23 protein-coding genes and 1 pseudogene are annotated in these 20,696 nt (G+C 70.5%); 12 read left to right on the top strand and 12 right to left on the bottom strand.

Translation table 11 applies throughout. The annotated features are described in order from the left end of the window. Positions 1–43 precede the first annotated feature (43 nt). Positions 44–1,007, bottom strand: a pseudogene (locus IM787_RS20940) (Bug family tripartite tricarboxylate transporter substrate binding protein). Positions 1,008–1,155: 148 nt separating this feature from the next. On the opposite strand from IM787_RS20940, the gene IM787_RS21815 reads away from it, so the two are divergent. Both IM787_RS21815 and IM787_RS20950 read left to right on the top strand, forming a co-directional pair. After that, on the top strand, positions 1,156–1,338 hold the full coding sequence (locus tag IM787_RS21815; protein WP_193678663.1) for a DUF3606 domain-containing protein: 183 nt from the start codon (positions 1,156–1,158) through the stop codon (positions 1,336–1,338). A 247-nt stretch (positions 1,339–1,585) separates the two neighbouring features. After that, entirely contained in the window at positions 1,586–2,626 is a 1,041-nt protein-coding gene (locus IM787_RS20950) for a VWA domain-containing protein (RefSeq protein WP_193678664.1), read from the top strand. Positions 2,627–2,689: 63 nt separating this feature from the next. Here the strand turns inward: IM787_RS20950 and IM787_RS20955 are convergent, their stop codons facing one another. Both IM787_RS20955 and otnK read right to left on the bottom strand, forming a co-directional pair. Next, entirely contained in the window at positions 2,690–3,352 is a 663-nt protein-coding gene (locus IM787_RS20955) for a class II aldolase/adducin family protein (RefSeq protein WP_193678665.1), read from the bottom strand. Further along, positions 3,349–4,638 carry a 3-oxo-tetronate kinase gene (gene otnK / locus IM787_RS20960; RefSeq protein ID WP_193678666.1) on the bottom strand — a complete coding sequence of 430 codons (1,290 nt, stop codon included), beginning with the start codon at positions 4,636–4,638 and terminating at the stop codon, positions 3,349–3,351. The genes IM787_RS20955 and otnK overlap by 4 nt, the downstream gene beginning before the upstream one ends. Before the next feature lie 59 nt (positions 4,639–4,697). On the opposite strand from otnK, the gene IM787_RS20965 reads away from it, so the two are divergent. Continuing rightward, complete coding sequence (locus IM787_RS20965) at positions 4,698–5,807, top strand: 3-deoxy-7-phosphoheptulonate synthase (RefSeq protein ID WP_290427337.1); 1,110 nt, start codon at positions 4,698–4,700, stop codon at positions 5,805–5,807. Here IM787_RS20965 and IM787_RS20970 read toward each other — a convergent pair. Further along, a complete protein-coding gene (locus tag IM787_RS20970) occupies positions 5,804–6,292 on the bottom strand; it encodes a GNAT family N-acetyltransferase (protein ID WP_193678667.1) in 489 nt (162 codons plus the stop codon). The genes IM787_RS20965 and IM787_RS20970 overlap by 4 nt on opposite strands. Before the next feature lie 80 nt (positions 6,293–6,372). Between IM787_RS20970 and IM787_RS20975 the strand changes: the two genes are divergently transcribed. Beyond that, entirely contained in the window at positions 6,373–6,600 is a 228-nt protein-coding gene (locus IM787_RS20975) for a hypothetical protein (RefSeq protein WP_193678668.1), read from the top strand. A gap of 19 nt (positions 6,601–6,619) precedes the next feature. Here the strand turns inward: IM787_RS20975 and IM787_RS20980 are convergent, their stop codons facing one another. Together IM787_RS20980 and IM787_RS21820 are read right to left on the bottom strand one after the other, a co-directional pair. Continuing rightward, positions 6,620–7,087: a hypothetical protein gene (locus IM787_RS20980; RefSeq protein WP_227494538.1), complete on the bottom strand. Its 468-nt coding sequence runs from the start codon at positions 7,085–7,087 to the stop codon at positions 6,620–6,622. 92 nt (positions 7,088–7,179) lie between these two features. Next, positions 7,180–8,112 carry an SEL1-like repeat protein gene (locus IM787_RS21820; protein ID WP_193678669.1) on the bottom strand — a complete coding sequence of 311 codons (933 nt, stop codon included), beginning with the start codon at positions 8,110–8,112 and terminating at the stop codon, positions 7,180–7,182. A gap of 168 nt (positions 8,113–8,280) precedes the next feature. Here IM787_RS21820 and tcuA point away from each other — a divergent pair, with 168 nt between their 5' ends. Together tcuA and tcuB are read left to right on the top strand one after the other, a co-directional pair. Continuing rightward, positions 8,281–9,684, top strand: coding sequence for an FAD-dependent tricarballylate dehydrogenase TcuA (tcuA, locus tag IM787_RS20990; RefSeq protein ID WP_193678670.1), 1,404 nt, complete (start codon positions 8,281–8,283; stop codon positions 9,682–9,684). Continuing rightward, positions 9,671–10,816 carry a tricarballylate utilization 4Fe-4S protein TcuB gene (tcuB, locus tag IM787_RS20995; protein WP_193678671.1) on the top strand — a complete coding sequence of 382 codons (1,146 nt, stop codon included), beginning with the start codon at positions 9,671–9,673 and terminating at the stop codon, positions 10,814–10,816. The genes tcuA and tcuB overlap by 14 nt, the downstream gene beginning before the upstream one ends. Before the next feature lie 35 nt (positions 10,817–10,851). Here tcuB and IM787_RS21000 read toward each other — a convergent pair whose 3' ends face one another. From IM787_RS21000 to IM787_RS21015, 4 genes are all read right to left on the bottom strand, one after another. Continuing rightward, entirely contained in the window at positions 10,852–11,112 is a 261-nt protein-coding gene (locus IM787_RS21000) for a DUF5985 family protein (protein WP_193678672.1), read from the bottom strand. Position 11,113: 1 nt separating this feature from the next. Then, a complete protein-coding gene (locus IM787_RS21005; RefSeq protein ID WP_193678673.1) occupies positions 11,114–11,374 on the bottom strand; it encodes a DUF5985 family protein in 261 nt (86 codons plus the stop codon). Continuing rightward, positions 11,374–11,772, bottom strand: coding sequence for a hypothetical protein (locus IM787_RS21010; RefSeq protein ID WP_193678674.1), 399 nt, complete (start codon positions 11,770–11,772; stop codon positions 11,374–11,376). Before IM787_RS21010 ends, IM787_RS21005 begins: the two co-directional genes overlap by 1 nt. 120 nt (positions 11,773–11,892) lie before the next feature. Next, positions 11,893–12,279 carry a hypothetical protein gene (locus tag IM787_RS21015; RefSeq protein WP_193678675.1) on the bottom strand — a complete coding sequence of 129 codons (387 nt, stop codon included), beginning with the start codon at positions 12,277–12,279 and terminating at the stop codon, positions 11,893–11,895. A 262-nt stretch (positions 12,280–12,541) separates the two neighbouring features. Between IM787_RS21015 and glgC the strand changes: the two genes are divergently transcribed. Continuing rightward, the gene (gene glgC / locus IM787_RS21020) at positions 12,542–13,801 is read left to right on the top strand and encodes a glucose-1-phosphate adenylyltransferase (RefSeq protein ID WP_193678762.1); all 1,260 of its coding nucleotides are present in this window, start codon (positions 12,542–12,544) and stop codon (positions 13,799–13,801) included. A 60-nt stretch (positions 13,802–13,861) separates the two neighbouring features. Next, positions 13,862–15,091 carry a multidrug effflux MFS transporter gene (locus IM787_RS21025; RefSeq protein ID WP_193678676.1) on the top strand — a complete coding sequence of 410 codons (1,230 nt, stop codon included), beginning with the start codon at positions 13,862–13,864 and terminating at the stop codon, positions 15,089–15,091. Between the two features lie 135 nt (positions 15,092–15,226). On the opposite strand, the gene IM787_RS21030 is transcribed toward IM787_RS21025, so the two are convergent. After that, positions 15,227–16,816: a DEAD/DEAH box helicase gene (locus IM787_RS21030; RefSeq protein WP_193678677.1), complete on the bottom strand. Its 1,590-nt coding sequence runs from the start codon at positions 16,814–16,816 to the stop codon at positions 15,227–15,229. A gap of 210 nt (positions 16,817–17,026) precedes the next feature. Next, complete coding sequence (gene orn, locus IM787_RS21035) at positions 17,027–17,608, bottom strand: oligoribonuclease (protein WP_193678678.1); 582 nt, start codon at positions 17,606–17,608, stop codon at positions 17,027–17,029. 34 nt (positions 17,609–17,642) lie between these two features. On the opposite strand from orn, the gene IM787_RS21040 reads away from it, so the two are divergent. The 4 genes from IM787_RS21040 (at position 17,643) to trxC (ending at position 20,695) form a co-directional block, all read left to right on the top strand. Then, on the top strand, positions 17,643–18,908 hold the full coding sequence (locus tag IM787_RS21040) for a M48 family metallopeptidase (protein WP_193678679.1): 1,266 nt from the start codon (positions 17,643–17,645) through the stop codon (positions 18,906–18,908). Next, entirely contained in the window at positions 18,905–19,240 is a 336-nt protein-coding gene (locus IM787_RS21045; protein WP_193678680.1) for a 4a-hydroxytetrahydrobiopterin dehydratase, read from the top strand. The genes IM787_RS21040 and IM787_RS21045 overlap by 4 nt, the downstream gene beginning before the upstream one ends. Positions 19,241–19,250: 10 nt before the next feature. After that, the gene (gene rsgA, locus IM787_RS21050) at positions 19,251–20,174 is read left to right on the top strand and encodes a ribosome small subunit-dependent GTPase A (RefSeq protein WP_193678681.1); all 924 of its coding nucleotides are present in this window, start codon (positions 19,251–19,253) and stop codon (positions 20,172–20,174) included. Positions 20,175–20,242: 68 nt separating this feature from the next. After that, on the top strand, positions 20,243–20,695 hold the full coding sequence (gene trxC, locus IM787_RS21055) for a thioredoxin TrxC (protein WP_193678682.1): 453 nt from the start codon (positions 20,243–20,245) through the stop codon (positions 20,693–20,695). Position 20,696: the final 1 nt, after the last annotated feature.

Consider the following 20,696-nt stretch of genomic DNA (forward strand, 5'->3'; position numbering starts at 1 on the left):
CGGAAGGCTTGCGGCGCGGAGTCGCTTTTGAGCCACGGGTGGCTCACTCGCCCGTGATCTTCCGCTCCTTCACGATGGCGCCCCACTGCGCCGACTCCTTGCGCATGAACTCCGCGAGCTCGGCGCGGGAGGTCGGATGGGGCGCCAGACCGTGCTTGACCAGGGCGTCGCGCACTTCCGGCGTGCGCAGCACCTTCACGATCTCCTGGTTGTACCGGTCCAGCAGCGCGCCCGGCATTTTCGACGGCCCGACGAAGGCGTACCAGTTCAGCGCCTCGAAGCCGGCCAGGCCGGACTCGGCGACTGTCGGCACGTTGGGCAGGTGCGGCGGGCGCGTGAGGCCGGTGGTCGCCAGCGCCAGCACCTTGCCGGTCTCGATGTGCGGCAGCGCGGTCGGCGGTGCCGCGAAGTAGCCGGTGAAGCGGCCAGCCAGCAGGTCGGGCATCGCGGCGGCGCCGCCCTTACGGCACGTGCAGCATCTCCGCGCCGATGCGCTTGGCGAACAGCTCGCCGGTGAGGTGCGAGGCGGAGCCGGGCCCGGTGGACGCATAGCTCACCGTGTCCGGCGCCTTCTTCGCCAGGGCGATGAACTCGGCCATCGTCTTCGGCCCCTTCTCGGCGTTCACCACCAGCACGCTGGGGAAGTAGACGCCCCCGGTGATGGGTGCGAGGTCCCTGAACGGGTCGTACGGCAGCTTCATCATGTGCGGCGCGATCGTCAGCGGCCCGATCGACCCGAACAGCAGCATGCTGCCGTCGGCCGGCCCCTGCGCCACCTGCTGGTGGGCGATGTTGCCGCCGGCGCCGGCGCGGTTCTCCACCACGATGGACTGGCCGATGTTCTCGCCGAGCTGCCTGGCGATCAGCCGCGCCGCGGCGTCGGCCGCTCCACCGGGCGCGAAGCCGACGACCAGGGTGACGGGCTTGCGCGGCGGGAAGTCCTGCGCTTGCAGAAAGGCCGGCAGAGAAGACGTCGCTGCGGCGACCAGGAGGGTGCGACGGTGCATGGGGGGCTTCCGGGTTGCAGACGGCGCAGCGTAACCCAGGGCTTCGCGCCTGCCGACCCGGGCTGACACGGGGATCAGCCGCCTTCCTGCAACGCGGCCGTGGGGCCGACGCGATGCTCGGGCCACGCAAACCACAACAGGAGCAATCGTGGCATCCATCCAGAAATCCAGCCGTGGCCGTGCCCAGGACCGCTCCCGCGTCGCGGGCGGCCAGGAGCATGAAGTGCGCTACGAGGCGAAGAAGACCGGCGCCAGCGCGTCCGACGTCAAGCGCGCGGTGCAGAGCGAGGGCAACTCGCGCAAGAAGGTCGAGAAGGCGCTGAAGAAGTGAGCGGCGGGCGGACTTCACGTCCGCTTCCCGCAGGCTTCGCGCCGCCTTCGCGGGCGCAGGGGAAGCTCGCGCCATGCGCTCCACGCCCTGCTCCCCTTCCCCTTCCTTCCTGCTCTCCGTCCTGGCCATGCTCGCGCGCCGGGCCCACCGGCGACGGCGTGCCCGCTTCACGGCGTGATCCACGGATGACCTGACGCGGTTGCCACGCGGCCGCTTCCCGTGCACGATCGGCGGCAGAAGCCGCCCCATGTCGTTCCTCTGGCCCGCGTCCCTCTGGCTGTTGCCGGCGCTGCTCCTGCTGCCGCTGGCCTACCTGGGGCTGCTGCGGCGCAAGCGCCGGCTGGCCGTGCGCTACAGCAGCCTGGCGGTGGTGCGCGAGGCGGCAGGCCCCCGCAGCTGGCGCCGCCATCTCCCGCCCGCCCTGTTGCTCGTCGCCTTCGCCGGCCTGCTGCTGGCCGCCGCGCGACCGGTCGCCAGGATCCCCCTGCCCTGGGCCCGCACCACCGTCCTGCTGGTGATGGACGTGTCGCTCAGCATGCGCGTGACGGACGTGCAGCCCACGCGCCTGGCCGCCGCGCAGGACGCCGCGAAACTGTTCCTGCGCGAGTTGCCGAAGGACATCGAGGTCGGCCTCGTCACCTTCGCGGGCAGCACGCAGGTGGCGCAGGCGGCGACGCTGGACCGCACCTCGCTGGTCGCCGCGATCGACGGCTTCCAGATGCAGATGGGCACGGCGGTCGGCAACGCGATCGTGGTGGCCCTGGCCGAACTGTTCCCGGACCACGGACTGGACGTGGGCGACATGACCTTCGGCAGCAAGCGGCCGCAGGGCCGCAGCCTGGACGACAAGGACAAGCCGCCGCCCAGGCAGGTGGCGCCGGTGCCGCCGGCCTCCTACGAGTCCGCCGCGATCATCCTGCTGAGCGACGGCCGCCGCACGACCGGGATCGACACGCTGGCGGCCGCGAAGATGGCGGCGGACCGCGGCGTGCGCATCGACGTGGTCGGGCTCGGGGTGGTGAGCGGCGAGGCCGCGAGCGTGGAGGGCATGCCGATCTACCTGCAGCTCGACGAGCCGACGCTGCGCGAGGTCGCCCGCATGACCGGGGGCGAGTACCACCACGCGGGCACGGCGGAAACGCTGCGCAAGGTGTACGCGAACCTCGGGTCGCGCGTGCAGGTGCTCGCGCGTGAAACCGAGATCACCGGGCTGGTCGCCCTGGTGTCCGCCCTCGTCGCCGTCGTCGCCGCGGGCCTGTCCGTGCTCTGGTTCGGCCGCGTGGCCTGAAAAGGACAACCCCAGGAGGGAACGATGCAGAGGCGGTCCTTCGCGCTCCTGCCGCGCTGGGGCCTACCAGCGCGCGCCGAAGGCCTCGCGCAGTTCGCCGATGCTCGCCTCGTCCAGGGGGCGGGTCGACCTGCCGCCCAGCAGCCACAGGCGCGCCGTTTCTTCCAGCTCCTCGAGCACGGCCATCGCCTGCATCGGCGTGTCGTGCCAGACGTTGGGGCCGAGCCGCGACAGCATCACGGCGCGGATGGCACGGTCCGCCGCCGCGTGGGCGCCGATCTGCGCAGCCACCTCGTCGCCGGCCCGGGGGTCGCCCGGCCGCAGGTACGGGACGACCGGAACGTGGCCCACCTTCATCACGAAATAGGGCGTGATCGGCGGCAGCAGGTCGCCCGCCGGCGCATCGAGCGTGAGCGCCACGCAGTGCGTGCTGTGCGTGTGGATGATGCAGCCGGCCGGCGCGGGCGTCGAGGCACTCGCTTCGTAGATGCGCCGGTGCAGCTGCAGCGTCTTGCTCGCGCGCGGGCCGCTCACGGGCTGGCCTTGCAGGTCCACCTTCGACAGGCCGTCCGGCGAGAGGAAGCCGAGGCAGGCGTCCGTCGGCGTGATCAGGAAGCCGTCCGGCAGGCGCACGCTGATGTTGCCGGCGGTGGCGTGCACGTAGCCGCGCGCGAAGAGGCTGCGGCCGACTTCGCAGATGTCGCGGCGGGCGGTGTCTTCGTTCATGCGAGCTGCCCGAAGGCCTTGTGGAAGAAATCGACGGCGCCGAAGTTGCCGGACTTCAGCGCCAGGTGCAAGGGCGCGTCACAGTGCCGCGCAACCGCATGGCACCAGGGCACGCCGGGATCGATCTGCGCGCCGATGCGCAGCTGCTCGACGCCGAGCGCCTGGACCACCGCGCCGGAAGTCTCGCCACCGGCCACGACCAGCTGGCGCACGCCCTGGTCCACCAGGCCCCTGGCGATGCGGGCGAGCGTCTCCTCGACCATCGCGCCGGCCGCGGCCGCACCGAGGGCCCGTTGCACCGACTGCACGGCTTCGGGCGGGGCGGAGGCGTAGACCAGCACCGGCGCGCCGCCCAGCCTCTCCGCCGCCCAGTGCAGCGCCTGCCCGGCAACGTCGGCACCGGCGGCGATCTGGAGCGGGTCGACCGCGAACGCCGGGCCGCCCGCGGCGATGAAGGCCTGCACCTGCGCGTTGGTGGCTTCGGAACAGCTGCCCGACACCACGGCACGCGCGCCGCCTGGCGGCGGCAGCTGCGCCGCGCCCTGCGACGGCGCGAGGCCGTGGTTCTGCGCCAGCCCGATGGCGACGCCCGAGCCCGCCACCACCAGCGGCGCACCCGCGAGCGCGCGGCCGAGCACCATCAGGTCTTCGTCGGCGATCGCGTCGACGACCGCGAAGCGCACCCCCTCGCCTTCCAGCCGCGCCATGCGCGTGCGCAGCGCATCGGCGCCGGCGCGCACCGCGGCGAGCTCCAGCAGCTCCACGCGCCCGGAACACTGCGCCTGGAGCACGCGGACCAGGTTCGAATCCGTCATCGGCGTCAGCGGGTGGTTGCGCATGCCCGATTCGTGCAGCGGTACCCGGCCGACGAACAGGTGGCCCATGTACACCGTCCGCTGCGCCTGCGGGAAGGCCGGGGTCACGCAGCAGAAGGCCGCGCCCAGGCGCGCGAGCAGCGCCTCGGCGACCGGACCGATGTTGCCTTGCGGCGTGGAGTCGAAGGTGGAACAGACCTTGAAGTAGAACTGCCGGCAGCCCTGTGTGCGCAAGGCCTCGAGGGCGGCCAGCGACAGCGCCACCGCTTCCTGCGGCGGGATGGTGCGCGACTTGAGCGCCACCACGACCGCATCGACGTCCGGCACGGGAACGGTCGGCACGCCGATGGTCTGCACCACCCGCATGCCGGAGCGCACGAGGTTGTTGGCGAGGTCGGTGGCGCCGGTGAAGTCGTCGGCGATGCAGCCGAGGACGGGCGGCCGGGCGGGGCGTGCGTGGTGTTCGGTCATCCACCGCGGACCGTATCATGGAAGGCCGCCGTCACCAAGACGGCTTCCGCCCCGGCGCCATGAACCCCACCCCTGCCCTCCCCAACCGACCCGAAGGCACCGAGGAGATGCCGCACGCGACGCGCCTGGACGACGTGCGCATCCGCGAAGTGCGGCCGCTGATCTCGCCGGCGCTGCTGCACGAGGAACTGCCGGCCGACGCCGCGGTGCAGGACTTCGTGGAGCGCAGCCGCGCGGAGGTGGCGGCCATCGTGCACGGGCACGACCCGCGCCTGCTGGCGGTGGTCGGGCCCTGCTCCATCCACGACCACGGGCAGGCCATCGAATACGCACGGCGGCTGCGGCGGCTGGCCGACGAACTGCGCGAGGACCTGTGCATCGTCATGCGCGTGTACTTCGAGAAACCGCGCACGACCGTGGGCTGGAAGGGCTACATCAACGACCCGCGCCTGGACGGCAGCTTCCGCATCAACGAGGGCCTGCGCCGCGCGCGCGCCCTGCTGCTGGAGATCGCGCAGCTGCGCCTGCCCGCCGGCACCGAGTTCCTCGACCTGCTCAGCCCGCAGTACATCGCGGACCTGGTGAGCTGGGGCGCGATCGGCGCGCGCACGACCGAGAGCCCCAGCCACCGGCAGCTGGCCTCCGGCCTGAGCTGCCCCATCGGCTTCAAGAACGGCACCGACGGCGGCGTGCAGGTGGCGGCCGACGCGCTGGTCGCGTCGCGGGCGCCGCACGCCTTCATGGGCATGACCAAGATGGGCGCCGCAGCCGTCTTCGAAACCGCGGGCAATGGCGACTGCCACATCATCCTGCGCGGCGGCACGCGCGGGCCGAACTACGGCAGCGCCGACGTCGCGGCCGCGGCCGCGATCCTGCGCCAGGCCGGCGTTGCCGAGGGCGTGATGGTGGACTGCTCGCACGCCAACTCCAGCAAGGACTGGCGCCGCCAGGTCCCCGTCGCCGAGGATGTCGCCGCGCAGGTGGCCGCCGGCGAGAAGCGCATCGTCGGGGTCATGGTCGAAAGCCACCTGCAGCCGGGTCGCCAGGACCTCAAGCCTGGCGTGCCGCTGGCGCACGGCGTGTCGATCACCGACGGTTGCATCGGCTGGGACGACACCGAGCCGGTGCTGCGGCGCCTCGCCGCCGCGGCCCGCGCGCGCCGCGGCTAGCCGCCGCCTGCAGCGAAATCCGCCAGGGCCTGCCCGGCGAGGCGGTACCGCACCCACTCGTCCAGGGCCACCGCCCCGATGGACTCGTAGAACCGGATCGCCGGCTCGTTCCAGTCCAGCACGCTCCATTCGAAGCGGCCGCAGTCCTTCTCCACCGCGATGCGCGCCAGGTGCCGCAGCAGCGCCGTGCCCGCACCCGAACCGCGGAAGGCGGGCGACACGTACAGGTCCTCGAGGTAGAGGCCGTGGCGGCCCTGCCAGGTGGAGAAGTTGAAGAAGTAGACCGCGAAGCCGGCCGCAACCCCGCCGACGCTGCAGACCAGCGCGCGCGCCTGCGGCGACGCGCCGAACAACGCGCGGTGGATGTGGGACTCCGTCGCCGCCACCTCGTGCACCGCCTTCTCGTAGTCGGCGAGTTCGCGGATGAAGGCGAAGATCAGGGGGACGTCCGCGGCCGTGGCGGGCCGGATCTCGATGCGGTCCATGCCGCATTTTGCCGGTGGTCCCACATCCCCGCGGGGCCTGCACCCACGCCGCCGCCGCGCGGCAGGGCTACCCTTCGCGCATGACCACGGAATACGTCCGCAGCACCGGCCTTCGGCTCACCTACACCATCCACGTCGACGAGATGGGGAGGTACTCCGTGCACCTGGACGGCAAGGAACTGCTGCGCGGGCGCGATGCGCTGTGCGAGGACGGCCGCCGCCGCACGCCGAACAAGCGCAAGGCCGCCGGCGCGCTCAACGAGGCCAAGCAGGCCATCGAGAGCCTGCGCGACATGAGCGAGTGCTAGGCCGCCAGCGCCGGCGGACCTAGCGGCGGTCGCGCATCAACAGCGACCCGAGCGCGACGCCGCCGGCGATCGCGGCGAACACCGCCACCATCGAACCCGTCGACAGGCGATGCTCGAAGCCGGGCGTCAAGCGCTTGGGCACCAGCGTGTAGTCGATGGCCGCGGCCGCGGCACTGGTCGCCACCCCGCCGAGCAAGGCCTGCGACAGGTCCGCCGGCTTGTGCCGGCCGCGCACCAGGCCGTACAGGGTGGCCCAGAACACCGTCGACAACTGGTGCGTGACGAAACCCGTGAGCGTGTGCCGCAGCGTGGGGCGGTCCTCGCGCAGGGACTCGTCGCCCCACAGCCAGTGGCTCTCGGCGTTCACCGGCGCCACCGCGCTGCCGTCCTCCCGCCGGCCCGTCGCCAGCAGCACGGCCGCCGAGAGCAGGCCCGCCAGCGTGCCGGAGACCGCGCCTTCGCGCAGCGTGTCCTTCCATTCGATCATCGGGATCCCCGTTGTGGTGGACCGCATGATCCCCGCGGCACCGGGGCCCGGGGTGTAGGAACGCGCCGTGTCGCGGAGGGCGCCGCGTCGCCTCAGCCGGCGGCGCGGGCGGCGCCCAGCCGCGCCTGCGCGGGCCGGCTGCCCAGCGCGACTGCGCGCTGGAGCCAATGCGCGGCGCGCGCGGGATCGCGCGGCACGCAGGTGCCTTCGAGGTAGGCGACGCCGAGGAAGAAGCTCATCTCCATGCGGCCGTACCGGATGCCCGCGTCGGAAAACTTGCCCGACTGCCGGACGATGGCCGGCACGTCGCCCTTGCCGTCGGCGAAGGCCTGCATCTCGTTCACCGTCCGGGCCAGGAAGGCGTCGCGGTCGCGCAGCGCCTGCTGCCGGTCCGGCAGCGTCCTGGCCAGCTCGTCGGCGAGGATGGGCAGGACTTCGAAGGGCGTCATGCCGGCCCGGGCGCGCGGCGAATACCAGGCGCGCAGCATGGCCTGGTCCAGCGGCAGGAGGCGGTCGACGTGCGTGGCGAAGTAGCTCAGCACCGTCTCGCCCTCCGGATGGCCGCGCACGCCCATCACGTGCATCGCTTCATGGTGCGCGCAGCGTGCGGCATCCGCCTCGCGCACCTGCAGCGTCGCGCCCTGGATCAGCGTTTCGTCCTCGAACTTCAGGCGCGTTTCGCAGGGCTGTTCGTCGCTGAGGGCGTGGTCGGGTTGGATCTGCACGTGCACGTTGGCCTGCGCGGCCGCATCCGCGGCGTCCGTCACGTCCACCACCTTCAGCCCCGCGTGGCTCGCAGCCGCCCGCAGTGCCGCGAGCATCTGCGGTCGGTGCAGCGCGGCGTTCTCACCGGAGACGTTGACCTTCAGGTCCTGTTCCCAGCGCAGCAGCCGCGTCGGCGCGCCGCTCTGGTGCCACAGCACTTCCCACATCGTGTCCATCCCCTTGCCGAACGCATCCGCTTGCGCCAGCGCGGGAGAACCTGCTCCCATGGCCATCAGTGCCGCGACGATCCATTTCCCCACTCCGCTGCCCTCCAGAAAGACATGAACGCGGTAGGAGGGCGCCTACGCGCAGGAGTTCAGTCGAAATGCACGAACGGCGGGTCCGCGCCGAAAAATCACGGCCTGTGGGGCAGCCTGGCGCGACCGTGTGCGCGCGCGAAGCTCAGCGCTTTGTTAACCTGCGCCACCATGCACGACGTCCTGGTGGTCGGCGGCGGCAACGCTGCCCTGTGCGCCGCGCTGATGGCCCGCGAGGCGGGCGCGAGCGTGCTCCTGCTCGAAGCCTCGCCGCGCGAGTGGCGCGGCGGCAACTCACAGCACACACGCAACCTGCGCTGCATGCACGATGCTCCGCAGGACGTGCTGCAGGATGCCTACCCGGAGGAGGAGTTTTGGCAGGACCTCCTGAAGGTCACCGGCGGCCGCACCGACGAAGCCCTGGCGCGGCTGGTGATCCGCGCCTCGGCCACCTGCCGTCCCTGGATGCGCAGGCACGGCGTGCGCTTCCAGCCGTCCCTGGCCGGCACGCTGCACCTGTCGCGCACCAACGCCTTCTTCATGGGGGGCGGCAAGGCGCTGGTGAATGCGTACTACCGCAGTGCCGAACGGCTGGGCGTGGACGTCCGCTACGACGCGCCGGTCGATGCCCTGGAACTGCGCGACGGCCGCTTCGTCGCCGCGCGCATCGGTGGCGAGCGCATCGAAGCCAGGTCCTGCGTGCTCGCCTGCGGCGGCTTCGAGTCCAACCGCGAATGGCTGCGCGAAGCCTGGGGGCAGGATGCGCGCGGGGAGTGGCCGGCGGACAACTTCCTGATCCGGGGCACGCGCTTCAACCAGGGCGTCCTCCTCAAGCACATGATGGCGCAGGGCGCCGACACCATCGGCGATCCGACGCAGGCGCACTGCGTCGCGATCGATGCACGCGCGCCGCTGTACGACGGCGGCATCGTCACCCGCGTGGACGCGGTCTCGCTGGGCGTGATGGTGAATCGCGACGCCGTCCGCTTCTACGACGAAGGCGAGGACTTCTGGCCCAAGCGCTACGCCATCTGGGGCCGGCTGGTGGCGCTGCAGCCGGGGCAGATCGGCTACTGCATCATCGACAGCAAGGCCGTCGGCCGCTTCATGCCGCCGGTCTTCCCGGGCGTGCAGGCGGGCAGCCTTCCTGAGCTCGCCCGTGCGCTGCAACTCGACGAGCACCGCTTCGTGCAGACGCTCGCGGACTACAACGGGGCGTGCCGCGTCGGCCGTTTCGACCACACGGTGCTCGACGACTGCCACACCGAAGGCCTGGTGCCCCCGAAGACGCACTGGGCGCGGCCCATCACAACCCCGCCGTTCTACGGCTACGCGCTGCGGCCCGGCATCACCTTCACCTACCTCGGCCTGAAGACCGATGCCCGCGCCCGCGTGCATTTCGGCGGTGCACCCAGCGACAACCTGTTCGTCGCGGGGGAGATGATGGCGGGCAACGTCCTGGGCCAGGGCTACACGGCCGGCGTCGGCATGAGCATCGGGACCGCCTTCGGGCGCATCGCCGGCGCGCAGGCGGCGCGCGCCGCGCTCGGGGAGGCGAAGCATGCGCACGCTTGAAGCGCTCGCGCGGGAAGCCGCGGCGCTGGCGGGTGGCACGCCCGCCGCCGAAGCGGCCCGGCAACTGGAGATCTGCAATGCCTGCCGCTACTGCGAAGGCTTCTGCGCCGTGTTCCCGGCGATGACGCGCCGCCTGGCGTTCGACTCCGCCGACGTGCACTACCTCGCCAACCTGTGCCACAACTGCGGGGCCTGCCTGCACGCCTGCCAGTACTCGCCGCCGCACGCCTTCGCCGTCAACGTGCCGCGCGCGATGGCGCAGGTGCGGCGGGAGACCTACGCCGCGTATGCGTGGCCGGCGCCGCTGGGTGCCCTCTACCGCCGCAACGGCATGGTGCTGGCGCTGGCCACCGCGGGCGGCCTCGGGCTGTTCCTGGTGCTGCTGCTCGCGTTGCGGGGCAACCTGTGGCACGCGCCGCTGGCCGGCAACTTCTACGCCGTGTTCCCGCACGGGCTGATGGTGTGGATGTTCGGTGCGGCTTTCGCCTGGGCGGTGCTGGCCCTGGCGATCGGCGCGGCGCGCTTCTGGCGCGGGCAGTCGCCGGGGGCCGTCACCGGCGCTTCGGCAGCGGAAGTGGCGCGGCATGCGCTCGCCCTGACCTACCTCGATGGTGGCCACGGGGAAGGCTGCAACGAGGCATCGGACCGGTTCACGCTGCTGCGCCGGCGCTTCCATCACCTCACCTTCTACGGTTTCCTCCTGTGCTTCGCTTCGACCTGCGTCGCGACGCTCTACCACTATGCGCTGGGACAGGCCGCGCCCTACCCGGTCACCAGCCTGCCGGTGCTGCTCGGCACCCTCGGCGGCCTGGGGCTGCTGGCCGGACCGGCGGGACTGCTGTGGCTGAACCTGCGCCGGCATCCGCTGCACGGCGACCCGCAGCAACGTCCGATGGACCGCGCCTTCCTCGCGCTGCTGTTCGCGACCAGCCTGACCGGCCTCGCGCTGCTGCTTCTTCGCGACACCGGCGCCATGGGCCTGTTGCTGGCCGTGCACCTCGGCACCGTGCTGGCGCTGTTCCTTACCTTGCCCTACGGCAAGTTCGCGCACGCGGTGTACCGGTGCGCCGCCTTGCTGAAGTGGGCGATCGAGCGGCGCCAGCCGAACCGGCTGCAGCTCGGTGCCGACTGAAGGGGGACAAGCCCGGCGGGGAGAGAGGAGCGGCCTCAGCCGCCGCGCTGCCGGTTCTTGCGCCAGATCGCGACGATGATCAAGCCGTAGGCGAGCAGGCGCACCATGTAGAACAGCGGCTCGCTTTCGTCGGCGTGCGGGATGGCGGCGAGCGCCACGCGGTTCGCGCCTTCGAGCCAGAAGGCCAGCGCGAAGTACACGAAGAACGCGTCGCGCGTGTGGCGCCAGAAGCGGAAGAAGAACAGCCCCGCGACGAAGGAGCCCGCGGCGACGGCGCCGGCCAGCAGTTGCTCCACCTCAGTCCTCCTCGTTGACCAGCCCGTACACCAGCAGCAGCACCGCCGCCAGCGCGGTGCCCAGTCGCCAGAGCCGCAGGTCCACCTCCACCGGGAACACCACCTTGTCGAGGACCAGCAGCACGTTGTTGACCGTCAGCAGCAGGAAGCACCAGGCGCTCCAGAACAGCAGCCGCGCGCGGCTCGCACGGTAGCTGCGCCACAGCAGGGCCAGGCAGGTCGCGCTGGTCAGCGCGCACAGCGCATAGATCACGTTGGCCATCAGCTGCCCTCCTTGCCGCCGTCCCTGCGGATGCGGAACGCGCCGGCGAACTGGTGCGCCCGCTTGTCCACCCGCGAGTGGATCAGGTCGGTCACGCCGACGAGGTTCTGCGAATAGGTGACCGCGAGCGCCTCCAGCGTGCGGTGCAGGTCCTCGCTCGCCGGTGTGTACGTGAAGCGGCCGGGCGCATCCTCGCGCGCGATGCCGGCGGCCTTCAACAGGCCCAGCAGCTCCTGCGCCTGGCCTTCGCCGATGTAGAGGCGGCCCGCCACGCCGAAGGAATCCCACGCGCGGTGCGGCTCGGCCCGCATCAGCAGCAGGGCTTCGAGGTAGGGAACGGAAGGAACGCTCGTCAGGAGGAAACGGCGCACGTCGTCCGGGACGCGGTCCTTGCTCATGCGGGGAGCGGGACGGGAAGCGATCCTGTCACGGTGTGTGGGGCCCGCGGTCGCGGGGCCGATGCACATTTGTCCAAACGCACATTATGCCCAGGGCGGACGCGCAGCCGCGCGACCGGCTCAGGCGCCGGCCTGGTTTCCGGCGGACTGCCCCCGGCGCGTGAGGGCCTGGCGGTTCGCATGCAGGCCCTTCATCACGGCGGCGAGGTAGGGCGCGGGCAGGCTGGCGACGGGGAGGGATGCAACCGTGCGCATCGTGCGGGGCGCCGGGAGTTCCGGCAACGCTTCCACCACGGCCGGGACGTCGTCGGGCAGCACCGTCGCGCTGCGCGCCACGAAGTAGGTGATGGTGGCGGCGATCACGCCGGCGAGGGCCGCGACGGCGAACACGACCATCGCAGACGGATCCCGCAGCGCGAGCAGGCCTCCCACCGCCAGGGCGACGCCGAGCACGAACACCGCCACGAGCGCGGCGAGCAGCAGGCGGAGGGGACGGGCAGCGTTCATGGCGTTCTCCTCGTCGGACGCACGGGGGAGCGATGCTACGCCAGGCCCGGCGGTGACGGGCCGCCGCGAGGCGCACCGGGCACAGGTCACGGCATCGTCCTACGAGCCGTGCGCGCGGGAAAGGCGATGGCGTCCTACATGACCGGACGGGCCGCTGACCCACAGTCATGCTGGGTTACAGGGGGAACGAACCACCATGAAGGACAACCTGAGCATTCTCGAAGCCGTCGGCGGTGCCGGCACCGATGCCGCGATGGAACGCATGATCCTGGCGCGCGAACTGCCCAAGCGCACGATCGCGCTGGTGCTGGCCGGCGGGCGCGGCTCGCGCCTGCACGAGCTGACCGACCGGCGCGCCAAGCCGGCCGTGTACTTCGGCGGCAAGTTCCGCATCATCGACTTCGCGCTGTCGAACTGCATCAACTCGGGCATCCGCCGCATGGCGGTGCTCACGCAGTACAAGTCGCACTCCCTGCTGCGGCACCTGCAGCGCGGCTGGAACTTCCTGCGCGGGGAGGCCAACGAATTCATCGACCTGCTGCCGGCCCAGCAGCGGGTCGACGAGGCGTTTTGGTACCGGGGAACGGCCGACGCCATCTCGCAGAACATCGACATCCTGCGCGCCTACGGCCCCGAGTACATCCTCGTGCTGGCCGGCGACCACATCTACAAGCAGGACTACTCGCTGATGCTGCTGGACCACGTGCAGAGCGGCGCCAAGTGCACCGTCGGCTGCATCGAGGTGCCGCGCATGGAGGCGACCGCGCTCGGCGTGATGCACGTGGACGAGCAGCGCCGCATCACGGCGTTCCTGGAGAAGCCGAAGGACCCGCCCGCCATCCCGGGCAAGCCCGACAAGGCGCTGGGCAGCATGGGCATCTACGTGTTCGGCGCCGAGTACCTCTACCAGCTGCTCGAGGACGACATGGCCGACGAGAAGTCGGACCACGACTTCGGCAAGAACGTGATCCCGCGCGTGGTGAAGGAAGGCGGCGCGCTGGCGCATCCGCTCAACATGTCGAGCATCCCTTCCGGCACGCGCAACCGTCCGTACTGGCGCGACGTCGGCACGGTCGATGCGTTCTGGGCCGCGAACCTCGACCTCGCCGCCGACCTGCCGGAGCTGAACCTCTACGACCGCGACTGGCCGATCTGGACCTACCAGGAGCAGCTCCCGCCCGCGAAGTTCGTGCCAGACGAACGCGGCCTCAACGGCGAGACGGCCAACGTGCTGATCTCCGGCGGCTGCATCGTGGTCGGCTCCAACATCCGGCGCGCCGTGCTGTTCTCTAACGTGCGCGTGGAGGCCAGCTGCACCATCCACGAGGCCGTGATCATGCCGGACACGGTCATCGGCCGCGGCTCGCGCCTGTCGAAGGTGGTCATCGACCGGGGCTGCCGCCTGCCCGAAGGCACCGTGATCGGCGAGGACCCGGAACAGGACGCGCGCCGCTTCCATCGCACGGACACGGGCGTGGTGCTGGTCACGCCCGAGATGCTGCAAAAGCGCGTTGCCGCCTGACCGGCGGCGGCGGGCGCACGTGAGGTCTGGTACAACCTCACGCTCCGCCTTGCTGCCCCGATGAATCCCGAAGCCAAACAGATCTGGACTGCCCCGCGCTGGGCGCTCGCCGCCCTGCTCGCCCTGCTGGGCATGCTCGGTCCGTTCTCCATCGACACCTACATCCCGGCGTTCTCGGGCATCGCCCGCGCGCTCGACGCCACGCCGGTGCAGATGCAGCAGACGCTGTCGGCGTACCTGTTCGGCTTCGCCTTCATGAACCTGTTCCACGGTGCGCTGGCCGACAGCTTCGGCCGCCGCCCCGTCGTGCTGTGGGGCATCGCCATTTTCACGGTCGCCTCGGCCGGCTGCGCCCTGGCGGAAAGCATCGGCACGCTCGTGTTCTTCCGCGCCGTGCAGGGGCTGTGCACCGGCGCCGGCTGGGTGGTGTCGCGCGCCGTCATCCGCGACATGTTCCCGCCCGACCAGGCGCAGAAGGTCATGAGCCAGGTGACGATCTATTTCGGCATCGCACCCGCCATCGCGCCGGTGATCGGCGGCTGGCTGTTCGCGCACGCCGGCTGGCACAGCATCTTCTGGTTCCTGACCGGCGTCGGCGTCGTGCTGTTCACGGCCAACTACAAGCTGCTGCCCGAGACGCTGCACGTCACGCACCGGCAGCCGTTCAACGTGCCCAACCTGATGCGCGGCTACTGGCAGCTGGGCTCGAGCCCGCGCTTCCTGCTGCTGGCGCTGGCCAGCGGCATCCCGTTCAACGGCATGTTCCTCTACGTGCTGTCGGCGCCGGCCTTCCTCGGCGAGCACCTCGGCCTCGCGCCCACGCAGTTCTTCTGGTTCTTCCTGCTCACCATCAGCGGGATCATGGCGGGCTCGTTCGCCAGCGGAAGCCTGGCCGGCAAGATCGCGCCCAAGCGGCAGATCCGTTACGGTTTCATCGTCATGGTGGTCGTGTCGCTGGCGAACGTGGCGGCCAACCTGCTGTTCGACGCGCACGTCGCCTGGGCGCTGTTCCCGATCGCGTTCTTCTCGTTCGGCTGGGCCCTGATGGTGCCGGTGGTGACGCTGCTGGTGCTGGACCTCTACCCCGAGCGGCGCGGCATGTCGTCCTCGCTGCAGGCCTTCATCGGCTCGGCGTCCAACGGCATCGTGGCCGGTGTCGTCGCCCCGCTGGTGATGCACTCCACCCGCGCACTCGCGCTCACGTCGCTGCTGATGATGAGCGTCGGCCTGTTCGCCTGGCTGTTCGTGAAGAACCTGTGGCCGGAAACGGGGCGGGCGCTGATCGAGTGAGCGTGATCGTCATGCCCGCGTCCCTGTCGTCATCCCCGCGGAGGCGGGGATCCAGGGCTTCCAATGAAAAAGCGGCCCGCGGGCCGCTTCCTCTCCAAAGCTCTGGATTCCCGCCTGCGCGGGAATGACGCGGACTCAGCGCGCCGGACGCCCGCGGCCGCCGAAGCCGCCATCGCGGGAACCGAAGCCGCCGTCACGCGAGCCACCGTCCCGTCCGCCGAAGCCTTCACGCGGGCCGAAAGACTTGGCGCCGAAGCTCGAGCTCTTGCCGTAGCCGCCGCCACCACCACCCGCCGGGCGACGGTCGCCGAAGCGGGCCGGCTTGCCGCCGAAACCGCCACGGGGGGCGCTGGTGGGCTGGAAGCGCTGCTTGGGCTCCAGGCCGGGGATCACCTCGGCATTGAAGCGCTGCTTGGTGTACGCCTCGATGTCGCCGATCTTGCGGCGGTCGCGGAACTCGGCGAACGTGACGGCCAGGCCGTCGCGGCCGGCACGGCCGGTGCGGCCGATGCGGTGCGTGTAGTCCTCGCTCTTCATCGGCAGGCCGAAGTTGAACACGTGCGTGATCGTCGGCACGTCGATGCCGCGGGCGGCGACGTCCGTCGCCACCAGGATCTGCACCTGCCCGCGACGCAGCGCCATCAGGCGGCGGTTGCGCAGGCCCTGCGACAGGGCGCCGTGCAGCGCCACGGCGCTGAAGCCCACCTGCTGCAGTTCCTCGGCGAGGCCGTCGCACTCGATCTGCGTGCTGGCGAACACGATGGCCTGGTCGATGCCGGCATCGCGCAGCCAGTGGTCCAGCAGCTGGCGCTTGTGCTGCGGGCTGTCCGCCCAGAACAGCACCTGCTTGATGTTGGCGTGCTTTTCCTGCGGCGAATCCACCTGGATGCGCTGCGGCTGGCGCATGACGCGCTGGGCCAGCTGCTGGATGCGCGGCGCGAAGGTGGCGCTGAACATCATGGTCTGGCCGCGGTTGGCGGTCAGCTGGTGCACTTCGGCCAGGTCTTCGGCGAAGCCGAGGTCCAGCATGCGGTCGGCTTCGTCGACCACCAGGAAGCGCACTTCGTCCAGCTTGATCTGGCCGGAACGCTGCAGGTCCAGCAGGCGGCCGGGGGTGGCGACCACCAGGTCGGCGTTCTGCAGGCGCGCGATCTGCATCTGGTACGGCATGCCGCCCACGACGTTGGCGATGCGCAGCCCGCGGGTGTGCTTGACCAGGTCGATGGCGTCGCTCGCCACCTGCTGCGCGAGTTCGCGCGTGGGGCACAGGATCAGCGCGCCGGGCACGGCGGCCTTGAAGTGGCGCGGGTTCAGCGGGTTCTTGCGGTTGCGCTTGGGCGCTTCGCCGCGGGCCACCGCTTCGTCGTAGGCCTTCTGTTCGGCGGCGGCTTCCTCGGCCTTCTGCGCGATCAGCGTGTTCAGCACGGGCAGCAGGAAGGCCGCGGTCTTGCCGCTGCCGGTCTGGCTGGAGACCATCAGGTCGTTGAAGGACTGGCCTTCGGCACCGGCCTGCGCCATCGCCTTGCCGATGCATTGTTCCTGCACGGCGGTCGGCTGCGTGAAGCCCAGGTCGGCCACTGCGGCGAGCAGCTCGGGCGCCAGGCCCAGGAGCGCGAAACCGTTGGGCGCGGCCGGCGCCTGCACGGCGTCCGCGGGTGCGTCGTTGCCGATGGCAACGGGGGTGTCCAGGCCGATGCCCGGGGAGAGGTCTTGGTAATCCGTCATGGGTTTTCCACACGGCGACGCCCTGGCGGGCATGCCGTCATTGAAATGGTTGGATGAACATCAACCATTCCAACGACTACGCAGGCTTTGCGGCCTGTGTGGCTCATTCAGCGAGCCGGTGCGAGAAGGCAGATGCGCGATTTAAAGCCGCCCTCTTGGACAGCAAGCCCGCGATTATGGCAGGTTTCGGGTTTTCCCGCAGCGCGGTGTTCAGGGCAGCTTCAGGAAGTGCTCGCGGTAGTGCGCCAGTTCGTCGATGGATTCGTGCACGTCGGCCAGGGCCGTGTGCAGCTGCCGCTTCTTGAACGAGGTGTAGACCCCGGGCTTCCAGCGCCGCGCCAGCTCCTTCAGGGTGCTGACGTCGAGGTTGCGGTAGTGGAACCAGGCTTCCAGCTTCGGCATGTACTTCACCAGGAAACGCCGGTCCTGCCCGATGCTGTTGCCGCACATCGGCGTCGACTGCTTCGGCACGTACTGCATCACGAAGTCCAGCACCTGCTGTTCCGCTTCGGCCTCGGTCACGGTGGAGGCGCGCACCTTGTCGGTGAGGCCGCTCTTGCCGTGGGTGCCCTTGTTCCAGGCGTCCATCAGGTCCAGCTGGGCGTCGCTCTGGTGCACGGCGATCACCGGCCCCTCGATGCGCGGTTCGAGGTGCGGCCCGGTCACCACCACGGCGATCTCGATGATGCGGTCCCGCTCGGGGTCCAGGCCGGTCATCTCACAGTCGAGCCACACCAGATTCTGGTCGTTCTTTGCGAGGGTGGCAACAGGGCTTGCAATGGGGTCGGCCATGGGACGATTGTCGCTGATGGCCTAAGATTCCGGGATGCAAGCCTCGCTCACCCTGACCTTCGCCTTCGCGGCTTTCCTCCTCGCGGGGCTGCTGGTGAAGTTCTGGCTCGCCACGCGGCAGGTCCGGCACGTGGCTCGCCATCGCGATGCAGTGCCGCCCGCCTTCGCCGGCACCGTCTCGCTCGAATCCCACCGGAAGGCCGCCGACTACACGGTGGCGAAGTCGCGCCTGGGCCTGCTCGAGACGGCGTTCTCCGCCGCGGTGCTGCTCGGGTGGACGCTGCTGGGCGGCATCGACACGCTGAACCGCGCCCTGCTGGGGCTGCTCGGTGCCGGCATGTGGCAGCAGCTCGCGCTGCTCGCCTGCTTCGCGCTCGTCGGCGGCCTGCTGGAGCTCCCGTTCTCGCTGTACCAGACCTTCGTGGTGGAGGAGCGCTTCGGCTTCAACAAGATGACCTGGAAGCTGTGGCTGGCGGACGCGTTGAAGTCCTCGCTGCTCGGTGCCGCGATCGGCCTGCCGATCGCCGCCCTGATCCTCTGGCTGATGGGTGCCGCGGGCAACTGGTGGTGGCTGTGGGCCTGGGCCGTCTGGATGGGATTCAACCTGCTGCTGCTGGTGATCTACCCCACCTTCATCGCGCCGCTGTTCAACAAGTTCCAGCCGCTGGAAGACGAGACGCTCAAGGCCCGTGTCACGGCGCTGATGCAGCGCTGCGGCTTCGCGGCCAAGGGCCTGTTCGTCATGGACGGCAGCAAGCGCAGCGCCCATGCCAACGCCTACTTCACCGGCTTCGGCGCCGCCAAGCGCGTCGTCTTCTACGACACGCTGCTGGCCAAGCTCTCGCCGGGCGAGGTCGATGCGGTGCTGGCGCACGAACTGGGGCACTTCAAGCACAAGCACATCATCCAGCGCATCGTGATGATGTTCGCCGCCAGCCTCGCCGGCTTCGCCCTGCTCGGATGGCTGGCGACGCAGCCGTGGTTCTATACCGGCCTGGGCGTGCGCCCCAACCTCGAAGGCCCGAACGACGCCCTGGCGCTCCTGCTGTTCCTGCTGGCCGTGCCGGTGTTCAGCTACTTCGTGTCGCCGCTGATGGCGCAGCTCTCGCGCAAGCACGAGTTCGAGGCCGATGCCTTCGCCGCCACCCAGACCAGCGGCAGGGACCTCGGCACCGCGCTGCTGAAGCTGTACGAGGACAACGCCTCCACCCTCACGCCGGACCCCGTCTACGTGAAGTTCTACTACTCGCATCCGCCGGCCACGGAGCGGCTGTCGCGGCTGGTGGGGTCGCCGGCATGAGCTCGATGCTCCGAAAGAGGGACTGGTCGCAGCTGACGCGGCGCGCGCTGACGCCGACGGAGATCGTCAAGCGCCTCGCCGACCTCCCCGGCTGGAAACTCGCCGGGGACGGCAACGACGTCGCCATCGAGAAGACCTTCCGCTTCGCGGACTACTTCGAGACGATCGCCTTCGTCAACGCGCTGGCCTTCGTGGCCCACACGCTGGACCACCACCCGGACCTCTCGGTCCACTACGATCGCTGCGTGGTGCGCTTCAGCACCCACGCGCTGCACGGCATTTCGGAATCGGATTTCGAGTGCGCGGCGCGGGCCGAAGCGCTGGTCGCCTGAGGCCCGCGCGTTGACCGACGACAACGCACGCCCCGGCCTCGTGGTCGCCGCCCATGGCCGGCACTGCCTGGTGGAAAGCCCCGACCGCACGCGCTGCCTGTGCCATGCGCGCGGCAAGAAGAACGAGACCGTGGTCGGCGACCGCGTGCTGTGGAAGCGCAGCGGCGACGAAGGCGTGATCGCCGGCGTCGAGCCGCGCCGCAACCTGTTCTACCGCCAGGACGAGATCCGCACCAAGTCCTTCGCCGCCAACCTCGACCAGGTGCTGGTGCTGATCGCCGCCGAACCCGAGTTCTCCGAGATGCAGCTCGCGCGCGCCCTGATCGCGGCGGAGGCGGAACGCATCCAGCCGCTGATCGCCTTGAACAAGAGCGACCTGGTGGAGCCCTTCGAGCGCGCCTGGCAAAGGCTGGTGCCTTACCTGCACATGGGCTACGGCGTGGTCCCGCTGTCCCTGCGGCTGTCGAAGGAAGTCGACCACGCGCACCTGCAGAAGCACCTGGGCGGCCGCACGACGCTGGTGCTGGGTCCCTCGGGCGCCGGCAAGAGCACGCTGATCAACCTGCTGGTGCCGCAGGCGCAGGCGCAGACCGGCGAGATCTCCCAGGCGCTGAACTCGGGCAAGCACACGACGACCTCGACCACCTGGTATTGGGTCGACGACGCGCACGAGACCGCATTGATCGATTCGCCCGGGTTCCAGGAATTCGGGCTGCACCATGTGGACAGGATGCACCTGGCCACGCTGATGCCCGACCTGAAGGCGCACATCCCGCAGTGCAAGTTCTACAACTGCACGCACCTGCACGAACCGGGCTGCGGCGTCATCGCCGCGGTCGCGGATGAGCCGGCGCCGCCGGCCGACCGCATCGCGCCGAGCCGCTACCGGATCTACCGCACCCTGTTCGAGGAACTTTCGCAAACTCGCTACTAGTCGCAACGAGGCTCTTGCGTGCGGGCGACCGGCCCGCATCTTCCTGGGAACGGAGGTCCCCCCTACCCATGAGCCAGCTGCACGTCGTCTGCCCGCATTGCCACACCACGAACCGCGTCCACGCGGACGACCTGGGCCAGGCCCCGGATTGCGGCAGTTGCCACCAGGCCCTCTTCACCGGCGCGCCCACCAACGTCACGGCCACCGAATTCGAGCGGCACATCGCCCGCAGCCAGCTGCCGGTGCTGGTCGATTTCTGGGCGCCCTGGTGCGGCCCCTGCCGCATGATGGCGCCTGCCTTCGAGCAGGCGGCCGCGCGGCTGGAGCCGCGGGTCCAGCTGGTCAAGCTGAACACGGACGAGGCCCAGGGGGTCGGCGCGCGCCTGAACATCCGCAGCATCCCGACGCTGGCGTTGTTCATCGGTGGCCGCGAAGTGGCGCGGCAGGCGGGCGCGATGGGCGCGCCGGACATCGTGCGCTGGACGGAGGCCCAGCTCTCGCGCACCGGCGCCACGGCCTGAG

The sequence above is a fragment of the Ramlibacter pallidus genome (assembly GCF_015070875.1).
Lineage (GTDB): Bacteria > Pseudomonadota > Gammaproteobacteria > Burkholderiales > Burkholderiaceae_C > Ramlibacter > Ramlibacter pallidus.

Bases quoted from the DNA above. Each gene is read 5' to 3' on its own strand.
- orn (WP_193678678.1), bottom strand. From the start codon at position 17,608: ATGGCCGACCCCATTGCAAGCCCTGTTGCCACCCTCGCAAAGAACGAC.
- IM787_RS20970 (WP_193678667.1), bottom strand. From the start codon at position 6,292: ATGGACCGCATCGAGATCCGGCCCGCCACGGCCGCGGACGTCCCCCTG.
- IM787_RS20965 (WP_290427337.1), top strand. From the start codon at position 4,698: ATGAACCCCACCCCTGCCCTCCCCAACCGACCCGAAGGCACCGAGGAG.
- IM787_RS20980 (WP_227494538.1), bottom strand. From the start codon at position 7,087: ATGATCGAATGGAAGGACACGCTGCGCGAAGGCGCGGTCTCCGGCACG.
- IM787_RS21005 (WP_193678673.1), bottom strand. From the start codon at position 11,374: ATGGCCAACGTGATCTATGCGCTGTGCGCGCTGACCAGCGCGACCTGC.
- trxC (WP_193678682.1), top strand. From the start codon at position 20,243: ATGAGCCAGCTGCACGTCGTCTGCCCGCATTGCCACACCACGAACCGC.
- tcuB (WP_193678671.1), top strand. From the start codon at position 9,671: ATGCGCACGCTTGAAGCGCTCGCGCGGGAAGCCGCGGCGCTGGCGGGT.
- tcuA (WP_193678670.1), top strand. From the start codon at position 8,281: ATGCACGACGTCCTGGTGGTCGGCGGCGGCAACGCTGCCCTGTGCGCC.
- IM787_RS20955 (WP_193678665.1), bottom strand. From the start codon at position 3,352: ATGAACGAAGACACCGCCCGCCGCGACATCTGCGAAGTCGGCCGCAGC.
- IM787_RS21030 (WP_193678677.1), bottom strand. From the start codon at position 16,816: ATGACGGATTACCAAGACCTCTCCCCGGGCATCGGCCTGGACACCCCC.
- IM787_RS21015 (WP_193678675.1), bottom strand. From the start codon at position 12,279: ATGAACGCTGCCCGTCCCCTCCGCCTGCTGCTCGCCGCGCTCGTGGCG.
- IM787_RS21045 (WP_193678680.1), top strand. From the start codon at position 18,905: ATGAGCTCGATGCTCCGAAAGAGGGACTGGTCGCAGCTGACGCGGCGC.
- IM787_RS21025 (WP_193678676.1), top strand. From the start codon at position 13,862: ATGAATCCCGAAGCCAAACAGATCTGGACTGCCCCGCGCTGGGCGCTC.
- glgC (WP_193678762.1), top strand. From the start codon at position 12,542: ATGATCCTGGCGCGCGAACTGCCCAAGCGCACGATCGCGCTGGTGCTG.
- IM787_RS20950 (WP_193678664.1), top strand. From the start codon at position 1,586: ATGTCGTTCCTCTGGCCCGCGTCCCTCTGGCTGTTGCCGGCGCTGCTC.
- otnK (WP_193678666.1), bottom strand. From the start codon at position 4,638: ATGACCGAACACCACGCACGCCCCGCCCGGCCGCCCGTCCTCGGCTGC.
- IM787_RS21010 (WP_193678674.1), bottom strand. From the start codon at position 11,772: ATGAGCAAGGACCGCGTCCCGGACGACGTGCGCCGTTTCCTCCTGACG.
- IM787_RS20975 (WP_193678668.1), top strand. From the start codon at position 6,373: ATGACCACGGAATACGTCCGCAGCACCGGCCTTCGGCTCACCTACACC.
- IM787_RS21040 (WP_193678679.1), top strand. From the start codon at position 17,643: ATGCAAGCCTCGCTCACCCTGACCTTCGCCTTCGCGGCTTTCCTCCTC.